This window comes from Variovorax sp. OK605, from assembly GCF_900115445.1.
Lineage (GTDB): Bacteria > Pseudomonadota > Gammaproteobacteria > Burkholderiales > Burkholderiaceae_C > Variovorax.
This window is the reverse complement of sequence record NZ_FOWL01000002.1, coordinates 631,772-643,968: the sequence shown is the minus strand read 5'-3', so window position 1 is coordinate 643,968 and position 12,197 is coordinate 631,772. Positions and strand designations below refer to the sequence as shown.

Below are 12,197 nucleotides of genomic sequence, written 5' to 3'. Positions count from 1 at the left end.
CTACCAGGCAGCGCTCATCACGCCCTGCTCGGCAGCGATCCAGTCGCGCACCGGCGCGGGCAGCGGATGCGCCGGCGGCACCAGGCCCATGGCCGCGTACGAATCCTGGTTGGGCACCAGCCCGCCGCGGCCCACGGCGGCGCCCTTCATGTAGCCGGCCGCGCACACGCGATCGCCGCGCACGAACTCGAAGCGCATGTAGTTCCAGTGCTGGTCGGTGGCGTCGAGCCGGAAGCGCAGCGTGTAGGCCTGCAACGGGCTCAGGCCGCGCCGGTAGCTGATGAGCGAACCGCCCGACATCGGCCGCCAGCCCTGGCGCAGCATGGTCGACGCAAAGCCGGTGCGCACGAAGTACTCGACCAGCATCAGGTCGATGATGGTCAGGTAGCGGCCGTTGTTCATGTGGCCGTTGATGTCGAGGTCGTTCGGCAGCACGCGCAGTTGCCGCTCCAGCGTGTCGCCCGGCACGAGGCGCGGCGCGCGCCAGGCGCGCAGCAAGGTCATCAGGAGGCGCAGGTAGAGGTTCATCGACAGCCTAGAATTGGTTCAATCTAGAACATTCTAGTTCAATACTGAACCATTTCAAGCTTCATCGCCATGCCCACCGCGAAGTCCAGCAAGCCCCGCAAGCGGCCGGTTGCCGCCGCCCCGGAACCCGCAGCCTCACCCGAACGCGCGCCGTCGTCGCCTCACGGCACCGCCGCCTGGCTGGCCGTGGTGCGGGCCTACAACCTGTGCGACGCGGTGATGACCGGAAGGCTTGCCGCCATCGGCCTGCGCGTGGGCGAACACGAGGTGCTGGCCACCGTCGCAACCACGCCGGGCATCACCCAGCAGGCGCTGGCGGCGCGTTGCTTCGTGGCGAAGAGCGGCGTCAGCATGCTGCTGTCGCAGATGGAGGCCAAGGGCTGGGTGCGGCGCGACAGCGACGGCGCCGACGCGCGGGTGCGGCGCCTCACGCTCACCGGCGACGGCATGGCGGTCGCGCAGCAGTGCCTGGCCATCCAGGCCGAGGTGGTCGAGGCCATGGTGGCGCCGGCCAGCGCGGGCGAACTCGCCACCCTGGCCGAACTGATGAACCGCGCGTCGGTGGTGCTCGAGGAACTGCGCGCCGGGCTCAGGAACTAGCGAGCCAGTCTTTCACGCCGGCCACCGACTGCGCCAGCGGCGCCGTCGCGTCCACCGCCAGCACGCCGGGCTCGCCCACCGGCGACTCCAGCGTGGCGAACTGGTTGGCCACCAGGCTGGCCGGGAACATGTGCTCCCCGGCACCGGCCCGCGCCGCCACCCGGCGCTCGGACTCGGCCCGCTCGATGGCCATGAACACGAAGCGCAAGCCGGGCACCGCCGCGCGCAGCTGCTCGCGGTAGATGCGCTTGAGCGCCGAGCAGGTCAGCACCGCGCCCTGCGGCGCGTCGGCCAGCGCGCGGCCCAGCGTGGCCAGCCAGCCGGCGCGGTCGGCGTCGGTGAGCGCAACGCCCCGGCTCATCTTCTCGACGTTGGCCTTCGGGTGGTGGTCGTCGCCTTCTATGAGCGGCAGCCCGAGGGCCGTGGCCAGCGCCGCGCCCAGGCTCGATTTGCCGCAACCCGACACGCCCATCACTACCAGCCAAACCCTGTCCATATGCATCCCTTTGGTAAAGCGCCACACCGTGTTTCACGGCACCAGCAAACTTAAATCTACTTCCTTATGATGCGAAACCTTTTTCCGTCGGAAGCAGAGAGTCCTCTCCATGGTCCAGCTTGCGTTGCGTCGTCCGTACACCTTCATCGTCATGGCGATGCTGATCGTGCTGGCCACGCCTTTTGTCCTCGCGCGCATGGCGACCGACATCTTCCCGGAAATCAACATCCCGGTGGTCAGCGTCATCTGGAACTACACCGGCCTGCCGGCCCAGGAAATGGGCCAGCGCATCTCGGGCCAGGTGGAGCGCGGGCTGACCACCACGGTGAGCGACATCGAGCACATCGAGTCGCAGTCGCTGGCGGGCGTGTCGATCATCAAGGTGTTCTTCCAGCCGACCGCCAACATCGAGATGGCCATCTCGCAGGTGGTGGCCTCGATGCAGGCGCAGGTGCGCCAGCTGCCGCCGGGCATCACGCCGCCGCTGGTCATCAAGTATTCGGCCTCCAGCGTGCCGGTGGTGCAGCTGGCGCTGTCCAGCCCCACGCGCTCGGAGAACTCGCTGTTCGACGCCACCGTGAACCAGCTGCGCCCGCAGCTCATCACGGTGCCGGGCGCGGCCATTCCGTTTCCGTACGGCGGCAAGAACCGGCTGATTTCGGTCGACCTCGACACCCAGGCGCTGCAAGCGCGCGGCCTCTCTCCGGCCGACGTGGTGAACGCGGTGAACACGCAGAACCTGATCCTTCCCTCGGGCACGGCCAAGTTCGGCGCCACCGAATACAACGTGCGCATGAACGGCTCGCCCGACGCCATCTCGGGCCTGAACGACCTGCCGATCCGCACCGTGAACGGCGCCACCACCTACCTGCGCGACGTGGCCTACGTGCGCGACGGCTTTTCGCCGCAGACCAACGTGGTGCGCCAGGACGGCGTGCGCGGCGTGCTGCTGTCGGTGCTGAAGAACGGCGGCGCCTCCACGCTGGACATCGTCTCCAACATCCGCGCCATGCTGCCCATCGCCGCGCAGACGCTGCCCGAGGACATCAAGATCACGCCGCTGTTCGACCAGTCGGTGTTCGTGAAGGCGGCCGTGAAGGGCGTGGTGTTCGAGGCCATCCTGGCCGCCGCGCTGACCGCCGCGATGGTGCTGCTGTTCCTGGGCAACTGGCGCAGCACGCTGATCATTGCGCTGACCATTCCGCTGTCGATCCTGGCGTCGATCCTGGTGCTGTACGCGCTGGGCGAAACGCTCAACCTCATGACGCTGGGCGGGCTGGCGCTGTCGGTGGGCATCCTGGTGGACCAGGCGATCGTGACCATCGAGAACATCGAGCGGCACCTGCACATGGGCACGCCGCTGAAGGAGTCCATCGAGGTCGGCGCGGGCGAGATCGGCTCGGCCGCCTTCGTGTCCACGCTGTGCATCTGCATCGTGTTCGTGCCGATGTTCTTCCTCTCGGGCGTGGCGCGCTTCCTGTTCGTGCCGCTGGCCGAGGCGGTGGTGTTCGCCATGCTGGCCTCCTACCTGCTCTCGCGCACGCTGGTGCCCACGCTGGTGATGCTGCTGATGGGCAACTCGCACGGAGGCGGCCAGGAACAGGTCGCCAACGCCAAGCCAAGCGCCCTGCAGCGCCTGTACCGCGCCTTCGACCGCCGCTTCGAGCGCGTGCGCCGCGCCTACACGCTGGTGCTGTCGGCGGTGCTCTCCAAGCGCGCCGGCTTCATCGGCCTGTTCCTCGGCTTCTGCCTGCTCTCCTGCCTGCTGTACCCCGCGCTGGGCCGCGACTTCTTCCCCACCGTCGATGCCGGCCAGATCCGCCTGCACCTGCGCGCGCCCACCGGCACGCGCATCGAGGAAACCGCGCGCCTCACCGACCGGGTGGAAGCCGCCATCCGCGAGCTGGTGCCGCCGGACCAGCTCGAGACCATCCTGGACAACCTGGGCGTGCCCAACAGCGGCATCAACCTGTCGTACAGCAACGCCGGCACCATCGGCACCTTCGACGGCGAGCTGCTGCTGTCGCTCAAGGAAGGCCACAAGCCGACCGAGCACTTCGTGTCGATCCTGCGCGCCGAGTTGCCCCGGCGCTTTCCGGGCACGGAATTCTTCTTCCAGCCGGCGGACATCGTCACGCAGATTCTCAACTTCGGCCTGCCCGCGGCCATCGACGTGCAGTTCAGCGGCAACGACCTGGCCGGCAACGCGGCGCGCGCGGCCGAACTGACCAAGGCGATCCGCCAGATCCCGGGTGCGGTCGACGCCCACGTGCACCAGCGCCTGGACGGCCCCGCGCTCAGCCTGCAGATGGACCGCACGCGGCTGCAGCAGTACGGGCTCACGGCGTCCAACGTGGGGCAGAACGTGCTCATCGCGCTGTCGGGCAGCTCGCAGACGGCGCCGGCCTTCTGGCTCAACCCGGTGAACGGCGTGGTGTACAGCATCGCGGTGCAGTCGCCGCAGTACGTGGTCGACTCGCTCGATTCGCTGCTCAACATCCCCGTGGGTGCGGGCGCGGCGGCCGGCACCACGGGCTCGCAGCAGCTGCTGGGCAACCTGGTCGACGCGCAGGCGGCGCGCCAGCCGGCCGTGATGTCGCGCTACAACATCGCGCCCGTGATCGACGTGTACGTGAGCGTGCAGGGCACCGACCTGGCCAGCGTGGCCTCGAAGGTGCAGAAGCTGGTCGACGAGATGCGCCCCAAGCTCTCGCGCGGCAGCCGCGTGGAGATCCGCGGCCAGGTGCAGACCATGCAGTCGTCGTTCATCGGCCTGGGCGTGGGCCTGGCGATGGCCATCGTGCTGGTGTACCTGCTGATCGTGGTCACCTTCCAGTCGTGGCTGGACGCCGCCATCATCATCACCGCCCTGCCGGCCGCGCTGGCGGGCATCGCGTGGATGCTGTTCATCACCGGCACCACGCTGAGCGTGCCGGCGCTCACGGGCGCCATCATGACCATGGGCGTGGCCACGGCCAACTCCATCCTGCTGGTGTCGTTCGCGCGCGAGCGGCTGCAGGCGGGCATTCCGCCGCTGTCGGCCGCGCTGGAAGCCGGCGCCACCCGCATCCGCCCGGTGCTGATGACGGCGCTGGCCATGATCATCGGCATGATCCCGATGGCGCTGGGCCTGGGCGAAGGCGCCGAGCAGAACGCGCCGCTGGGCCGCGCGGTCATCGGTGGCCTGATCTTTGCCACGGTGTCGACATTGTTTTTCGTACCCGCGGTGTTCGCGGGGGTGCACAGTCGGCTTGCACACCGCCGGGCGGCGCGTGAAGCCGCGCAGCAGCAACACGCGCAACAGCCGCCCGCCGGCGCAGCGCCCCAGGAGAACTGAAGTCTTGACCCCCACGCTCATTCACTTTGTGTATTCGCTGCCCCCTGACGGGGCCGCAGCTCGCCTTGGGAGCGGCCCGGCGCCGAGCGGGTCATGACGGAGCAACGCCATTCGGCATTGGCCATCCACCCCATCGCCGTCGAAGAGGGCGAAGGCGAGTTGCTGCGCCGCCGCCAGATCGTGCGGCGCACGCGCTGGCTGGTGCTGGTCGTGCTGGTGCTGCTGGCGCTGGGCGCCGCGCGCACCGTGTTCGTGCGCATGGCCAACGCGCGTGCGCTCGAAGCGGGCACCAGCGAGCGCGCCAGGCAGTACGTGCAGACCGCCCTGCCCCGCACGCCCACCACCGGCCAGACGCTGTCGCTGCCGGGCACGCTGCAGGGCTTCGTGCAGTCGCCCATTTCGGCGCGCGCCAGCGGCTACCTGAAACGCTGGACCAGGGACATCGGCAGCCGCGTCGAAAAGGGCGATCTGCTCGCCGAGATCGAGACGCCCGAGATCGACCAGCAACTCTCGCAGGCCGTGGCCGCGCGCGCACAGGCGGCCTCGGGCCTGGAGCTCGCACGCAGCACCGCCGATCGCTGGGAGGCGCTGCGCAAGAAGGACGTGGTTTCGCAGCAGGACCTCGACGAACGCCGCAGCGCGGTGGCGCAGGCCACGTCGAACGTGGCGGCGGCCGACGCCAACGTGCAGCGGCTCAAGCAGACCGAAGGCTTCAAGCGCGTGGTGGCGCCGTTCGCGGGCGTGATCACGCGGCGCAACGTCGACACCGGCGACCTGATCGACGCCGGCGCGGGCGGCGGCGCTGGGCGCGCGCTGTTCATGCTGGCGCAGACCGATCCGCTGCGCGTGTACATCAACGTGCCGCAGGCCTACGCCCAGCTCGTGAAGACCGGCCAGCCGGTGGTGGTGACGCAGGCCGAGCTGCGCGGCCAGACCTTCAAGGGCCAGGTGGCGCGCACCTCGGGCGCCATCGACACGACCACGCGGATGATGCAGGTCGAGGTGTCGCTGCCCAACAAGGACGGCGCGCTGCTGCCCGGCGCCTACGTGCAGGTGTCGCTGCCGCTGGCGGCCAGCCGCACGCTCACCGTGCCGTCGAACGCGCTGCTGTTCCGTGCCGAGGGCACGCGCATCGCGGTGGTCGACGCGCAGGGCCGCATCAACCTGCGCCCCGTGACGCTGGGCCGCAACTACGGCGAGAACGTCGAGGTGGTCGACGGCCTCGAAGGCGCCGACCGCATGGTGCTGAACCCCTCCGACTCGCTGGCCGAAGGCGACGTGGTGGCGGTGGCGCCCGAGGCGCCGCCGGCCGCGGCCAATGCCGGCCCGGGTGCACCGGCCGCACCCGCCGCGCCTGCCGCCGCCAAGAAGGAACCCGCGTGAAACTGCGACCGCCGGTTGCCCCGACGGCCGTCGCCGTGCTGGCGCTCCTTGCTCTCCTCTCGGGCTGCGCCGTCGGCCCCGACTACAAGACCCCCGACACCGCGCTGCCCGTGAGCTGGAAGCTCGAGGCGCCCTGGCGCGTGAGCGCGCCCAGCGACAGCATCGACAAGGGCCCGTGGTGGAAGCGCTTCGACGACGCCACGCTCGACACCCTGCAGGCACAGGCCCTGGCCGGCAGCCCGACGCTGGTGATCGCCAACGCGCGGCTCGCCCAAGCGCGCGCCTCGCTGGCCGCCAGCTCGGCCAGCCTGTACCCGCAGCTGGGCCTGGGCACGCGCGCCTCGCGCCTGAAGATTTCCGCCAACCGGCCGCTCACCAACTATGCGAGCGCCAACGCGTCGACCGTGCAGAACGACTTCGCGCTGTCGCTGAACGCGAGCTACGAGGTCGACCTGGCCGGCCGCGTGCAGCGCAGCGTCGAGGGCGCCTCGGCCTCCGCCGAGCAATCGGCCGCCGACCTGGCCAACACGCGGCTGCTGCTGAGCGCCGACGTGGCCAACAACTACTTCAACCTGCGCTCCAGCGACATCGAGCTCGACGTGCTCTCGCGCTCCATTGGCCTGCAGCGCCGCGCGCTGGAGCTGGTCACGGCGCGCCACGACCTGGGCGCGGTGTCGGGCCTCGACGTGGCGCAGCAGCAGGCGCTGCTGGAGACCACGCTGACGCAGGTCGACGTGCTGAAGAAACAGCGCGCGCAATACGAACACGCGCTGGCCACCCTCACCGGCACGCCCGCGCCGAACTTCGCGCTGCCGGTGGACCTGCGCGAGATCCGTCCGCCGGCGGTGCCGCTGGGCGTGCCGTCCGAGATGCTGCAGCGCCGGCCCGACGTGGCCTCGGCCGAACGCGCCATGGCCTCGGCCAATGCGCAGATCGGCGTGGCCACCGCGGCCTTCTACCCGAGCTTCATCATCTCGCCGACCGTGGGCGTGGACAGCCGCACCATCGAGACGCTGTTCAACGGCCCCAGCCTGCTGTGGTCGGTGGGCGTGTCGGCCACGCAGGTGCTGTTCGACGGCGGCCGCATCCGCGCCAACGTCGACTTCGCCAAGGCCGGCTACGACGCCACCGTGGGCAACTACCGCCGCACCGTGCTGGGCGCGATGCAGGAAGTCGAGGACGGCATCACCGGCTTGTCGGCGCTGGACAGCGCGACCACGCAGGCGCAGTCGGCCGTGACGGCGGCGCGCCGCGTGCTCGACATGGCGACCAGCCGCTACGAGGGCGGCGCCTCGACCTACCTCGACGTGATCACCGCGCAGCAGTCGCTGCTGACGGTCGAGCGGCAGGCCGCGCAGCTGCAGGGGCAGCGGCTGCTGACCTCGGTGTTCCTGGTGAAGGCGCTGGGCGGCGACTGGTGCGCGGCCGACGACGCGGCCGCCGGTTGCCGCGCGCAGGGGATGGTGGGCCTGGCGCAAAGCAAGTAGCATCGCGCACCCTCCCGCGTTCGCCTCGGACGCTGCCTTCAACGAAAGAGCGACGATGCGACGACGGACTCTGGCCTTGCTGGCCACGGCACTGGTTGCGACCACGGCCCTTGCGCAGACCCACCAAGGCCTGCCGGCCTTCTCCCCCGCATTCAAGACACGCGAGATCGCCGTCGACGGCACCACGCTGCACGTGCGCGTGGGCGGCACCGGCCCGGCCGTCACGCTGCTGCACGGCTTCGGCGAAACCGGCGACATGTGGGCCACGCTGGCGAACGACCTGGCGCGCGACCACACGGTGGTGGTGCCCGACCTGCGCGGCATGGGCCTGTCGGCGCGCGCCACCAGCGGCTTCGACAAGAAGACGCAGGGGCAGAACATCGCCCAGCTGCTCGACAAGCTCGGCGTGGCGAAGACCCAGCTGGTCACGCACGACATCGGCAACATGGTCGGCTACGCCTTCGCGGCGCAGTACCGCGACCGCGTGACGAGCTTCGTGCCCATCGACGCGCCGTTGCCCGGCGTGGGCCCGTGGGAAGAGATCCTGAAGAGCCCGCTGCTGTGGCACTTCCGCTTCGGCGGGCCCGACATGGAAAGGCTGGTGGCGGGCCGCGAGCGCATCTACCTCGACCGCTTCTGGAACGAGTTCTCCGCCACGCCCGCGCGCTTCGGCGAGGCCGCGCGGCGGCACTACGCGCGCCTGTATGCGCGGCCCGGCAACATGCACGCGGGCTTCTCGCAGTTCGGCGCGTTCGACCAGGACGTGATCGACAACACCGCGTTCATGGCGCAAGGCAAGCTCGAGATGCCGGTGCTGGCGCTCGGCGGCGAGAAGTCGTTCGGGCCGATGATGGCCACCGTGATGCGCGCCGCGGCCAGCAACGTGACCGAAGGCGTCGTGCCGGACTCGGGCCACTGGATCATGGAAGAGAACCCCAAGGCGACCACCGCGATGGTGGGCGACTTCCTGCGCCGGCAACCAGGCTGACGGGCTGACGGGCACAGGCCCGGGAAAAAGCCTAGAACAGGTTGCCCTGCCCGGCCGCGCCCGGCGGCCGGAACGCGGTGACGTCCAGCGGAATGCGCTCGCGGTTGTAGCCGATGCGGTTCGCGGCCTTCACGAAGCGCTGGTGGATCAGATCGGCCCACAGGCCCGAGCCCTTCATGCGCGTGGCGAAGTCGGCGTCGTAGTCCTTGCCGCCGCGCATCTCGTGGATGCGCGCCATGATCCGGTCGGCGCGCTGCGGGTAGTGCAACGCCAGCCACTCCTTGAACAGCGGCGCCACCTCCCACGGCAGCCGCACCACCGTGTAGAAGGCGCTGCGCGCGCCGGCTTCCCAGGCGGCTTCGAGCACCTGCTCCATGTCTTCGGTGACGAACGGAATCTGCGGCGCCACGCTCACGCCCACCGGCACGCCCGCTTCGGTGAGCGTGCGGATGGTGCGCAGCCGCCGGTGCGGCGCCGCGGCGCGCGGCTCGAGCTTGCGGGCGAGCTCGCCGTCGAGCGTGGTCACGGTGACGTACACGGCGGCCAGGCGGTCCGCCGCCATGGGCCCGATCAGGTCGAGGTCGCGCTCGATGGCGCTCGACTTGGTGACCAGCGCGAACGGGTGCCGCGTTTCCTGCAGCAGTTCGATCACCGAGCGCGTGAGGCGCAGCTCGCGCTCGATGGGCTGGTAGCAGTCGGTGGCGGTGCCGATGGCGATGTAGCTCGGCCGGTAGCTCTTGCGGCCGAGTTCGGCGCGCAGCACCTCGACGAGGTTGCGCTTGGCGATCAGCTTGGTCTCGAAGTCGAGGCCGGGCGAGAGGTTGAGGTAGCTGTGCGTCGGGCGCGCGAAACAATAGATGCAACCGTGCTCGCAGCCCCGGTACGGGTTGAGCGAGCGGTCGAAGGAGATGTCGGACGACTCGTTCTCGGTGAGCACCGACTTCACGTCTTCGAAGCGCACCTCGGTCGCGAGCGGCTGCAGCTCGGCGGCCTCGGCCACGCCTGCCTCGAGCGTGCCCCAGCCGTCGTCGTAGGCGGCGCGCTCGTCGCTGGAGAAGCGGTGCGCCAGCCGCGTGGCCGCGCCGCGGCCCTTGATGGCGTGGACGGGGATCTGGGCAGCGGGCATGGCGAGTCCTTTGCTAAGGCATTTACTGTTCATGCATACAGTATTCCAGTCGCTCTGGCTTGTCCACGGATTTTTCTATTTCTCTATTGACAGAAATTTCGCAAATCCTAAACTCGACGCCATGGAACTCACCGACATTCAACGCAAGTTCGTCCTGCACTGGGGCGAAATGGGCTCCATGTGGGGCGTGAACCGCACCGTCTCGCAGATCCACGCGCTGCTCTTCGCCCACGGCAAGCCCATGAACGCCGAAGAGCTGTCCGACACGCTGGGCGTGGCGCGCTCCAACATCAGCAACAGCCTGAAGGAACTGCAGGCCTGGAACCTCGTGCGCGTCACCCACACGCTGGGCGACCGCCGCGACTACTTCGAGACCAGCGTCGACGTGTGGGAGCTGTTTCGCACCGTGGTGCGCGAGCGCAAGGAGCGCGAGTTCGACCCCACCGTGCGCGTGCTGCGCGAACTGGTCTCCAGCCCCGACTTCCAGAAGGAACCGGCCGACGCGCAGGACCGCATCCGCTCCACCATGGAGCTGATGGAAAAGCTCGCCACCTGGGCCGACGAAATGCTGCGGCTGTCGCCGGGCACGCTCGACAAGGTGCTGACGCTGGGCGCGAGCGTGCAGAAGTTCGTGCGCGGCGATGGCGCGCCAGCCGGCAAGGGCGACAAGAGCGACAAGGGCGAAGACCCCGACGCGCACCACGCCAGCCTCCCCATGATCTGAGTCTCCTTTTTTTGCCCTTTCGTTTCTGTTTTGACAGAAATATCGATAAACAAGAACGCCATGAACGCCGCCGCCTCGCCCGCCTACCCGCTCACGATCTATTTCGACGCCAGCTGCGCGATCTGCGCGGCCGAAATGCGCCACATGAAGTCGCGCGACGCGGCAAGCCGGCTGCACCTGGTCGACTGCTCGCCGGCCGCGTTCGACGACGGCCCGGCCCCGCGCAACGCGCTGATGGCGGCCATCCATGTGAAGGACGCGCAAGGCGAGGTGTTCGTCGGCGTGCCCGCCATCCGCCTGTGCCGCAGCGCGGTCGGGCTGTCGAGCGGCAGCGTCCTGCTCGACCTGCCGCTGGTTGCACCGCTGGCAGATCGCGCCTACGCGCTGCTGGCGCGCAACCGCTACCGCATTCCGCGCTGGCTGGCCGCGAGGCTGGCGGGGCGCGTCGCGCCTTCGTGCGACGACGGCCAGTGCCGCCTGTGAACGCTGCGAGCGCAGCAAGCGTCGTGAGCATCAAAGAACAACCAACCGAGGGAAGAGCCATGCCCACCGTTTTCCAGCCCGACTTCCGCATGCCGCATGAAAGCGCGCCGCACACCGCAACCGGCGCCGCCACAAACCCCGCCGGCGCCCCCATCACCACCCGGGACACGCAGCACTACTTCACCGAGGTCGCGGTCGACTACAGCGCCTGGAGCCCCAGCTACAACATGCACTTCGGCTTCTGGCGGGCGGGCCTGAACCCGTTGCGGCGCGAAGGCATGCTGGTCGAAATGAACCGCGCGATCGGCCGCGCCCTGCAGCTGGGCACCGCACCGGCGGACGCCACGCAACGCCGCTGCGTGCTCGACCTGGGCTGCGGCGCCGGCGCCACCGCGCGCACGCTGGTCGGCGACGACCCGTCGCTCTGCGCCATCACCGTGACCAACGTCGCCGTGCAGAACCGCATCGCCGCCAGGCTCGACGCAGCCGCCGGCGTGGCCGACCGCATGGCGCACATCGAAGCCGACTACACGCGCACCGGCCTGCCCGCCGCGCAGGCCGACGGTGCCTGGGCCGTGGAGAGCGCCTGCTACGCCGGCGGCACCGACAAGGGCGACTTCATCCGCGAGGCCGCGCGCTTGCTCAAGCCCGGCGCGCGCCTGGCGGTGGTCGACGGCTTCCTGCTGCGGCGCGCGCCGGGGCGCATGGCCCAGTGGCTGCACCGCCTGTGGGCCGACAGCTGGGCCGTGCCCACGCTGGCGGTGCGCGACGAATTCGTGGCCGCGCTCGAGCGCAACGGCTTCGAGGACATCGAGGTGAAGTCGCTGCGCTGGCGCGTGGCGCCGAGCGCGCTGCACATCCCGGTGCTGGCCACGCGCTTCACGCTGGCCGAACTCTGGAAGGCGCGCGGCAAGCTCAGCCCGTGGCGGCGCAAGCACATCGTGGCCAGCTACTGCGCGCTCGCGCTGGGCATGTTCTGGCGCGACTTCGACTACTGCATGGTCACGGCGCGGCGGCGCGCCGACTGAGCGAACAAGACAACACA

General features: G+C 69.7%; 11 protein-coding genes. 8 read left to right on the top strand and 3 right to left on the bottom strand.

Annotated features, from left to right (window positions below; genetic code table 11):
* Positions 1-528 (bottom strand): thioesterase family protein, encoded by a 528-nt coding sequence (locus tag BM013_RS07405; protein ID WP_093124725.1) that lies wholly within the window; start codon positions 526-528, stop codon positions 1-3.
* A 69-nt stretch (positions 529-597) separates the two neighbouring features.
* Between BM013_RS07405 and BM013_RS07400 the strand changes: the two genes are divergently transcribed.
* Complete coding sequence (locus tag BM013_RS07400) at positions 598-1,128, top strand: MarR family winged helix-turn-helix transcriptional regulator (protein ID WP_093124724.1); 531 nt, start codon at positions 598-600, stop codon at positions 1,126-1,128.
* On the opposite strand, the gene BM013_RS07395 is transcribed toward BM013_RS07400, so the two are convergent.
* Positions 1,118-1,624 carry a gluconokinase gene (locus BM013_RS07395; RefSeq protein ID WP_256221412.1) on the bottom strand — a complete coding sequence of 169 codons (507 nt, stop codon included), beginning with the start codon at positions 1,622-1,624 and terminating at the stop codon, positions 1,118-1,120. The genes BM013_RS07400 and BM013_RS07395 overlap by 11 nt on opposite strands.
* Positions 1,625-1,733: 109 nt before the next feature.
* On the opposite strand from BM013_RS07395, the gene BM013_RS07390 reads away from it, so the two are divergent.
* The 4 genes from BM013_RS07390 to BM013_RS07375 all read left to right on the top strand — a co-directional run bounded on the left by BM013_RS07390 (position 1,734) and on the right by BM013_RS07375 (position 8,819).
* On the top strand, positions 1,734-4,961 hold the full coding sequence (locus BM013_RS07390; protein WP_093124717.1) for an efflux RND transporter permease subunit: 3,228 nt from the start codon (positions 1,734-1,736) through the stop codon (positions 4,959-4,961).
* A gap of 93 nt (positions 4,962-5,054) precedes the next feature.
* Positions 5,055-6,344 carry an efflux RND transporter periplasmic adaptor subunit gene (locus tag BM013_RS07385; protein ID WP_093124714.1) on the top strand — a complete coding sequence of 430 codons (1,290 nt, stop codon included), beginning with the start codon at positions 5,055-5,057 and terminating at the stop codon, positions 6,342-6,344.
* The gene (locus tag BM013_RS07380; protein WP_256221411.1) at positions 6,341-7,831 is read left to right on the top strand and encodes an efflux transporter outer membrane subunit; all 1,491 of its coding nucleotides are present in this window, start codon (positions 6,341-6,343) and stop codon (positions 7,829-7,831) included. The genes BM013_RS07385 and BM013_RS07380 overlap by 4 nt, the downstream gene beginning before the upstream one ends.
* 55 nt (positions 7,832-7,886) lie before the next feature.
* Complete coding sequence (locus BM013_RS07375) at positions 7,887-8,819, top strand: alpha/beta fold hydrolase (RefSeq protein ID WP_093124712.1); 933 nt, start codon at positions 7,887-7,889, stop codon at positions 8,817-8,819.
* 31 nt (positions 8,820-8,850) lie between these two features.
* Here BM013_RS07375 and BM013_RS07370 read toward each other — a convergent pair whose 3' ends face one another.
* Positions 8,851-9,945: a PA0069 family radical SAM protein gene (locus BM013_RS07370; RefSeq protein ID WP_093124709.1), complete on the bottom strand. Its 1,095-nt coding sequence runs from the start codon at positions 9,943-9,945 to the stop codon at positions 8,851-8,853.
* Positions 9,946-10,066: 121 nt separating this feature from the next.
* Between BM013_RS07370 and BM013_RS07365 the strand changes: the two genes are divergently transcribed.
* Genes BM013_RS07365 through BM013_RS07355 form a run of 3 tightly spaced genes read left to right on the top strand, consistent with a single transcriptional unit; the run spans position 10,067 to position 12,180 of the window.
* Entirely contained in the window at positions 10,067-10,669 is a 603-nt protein-coding gene (locus BM013_RS07365; protein WP_093124707.1) for a GbsR/MarR family transcriptional regulator, read from the top strand.
* A gap of 60 nt (positions 10,670-10,729) precedes the next feature.
* Positions 10,730-11,152, top strand: a complete 423-nt coding sequence (locus BM013_RS07360) for a thiol-disulfide oxidoreductase DCC family protein (RefSeq protein ID WP_093124705.1) — start codon at positions 10,730-10,732, stop codon at positions 11,150-11,152.
* A 59-nt stretch (positions 11,153-11,211) separates the two neighbouring features.
* Entirely contained in the window at positions 11,212-12,180 is a 969-nt protein-coding gene (locus BM013_RS07355; RefSeq protein ID WP_093124703.1) for an SAM-dependent methyltransferase, read from the top strand.
* Positions 12,181-12,197: the final 17 nt, after the last annotated feature.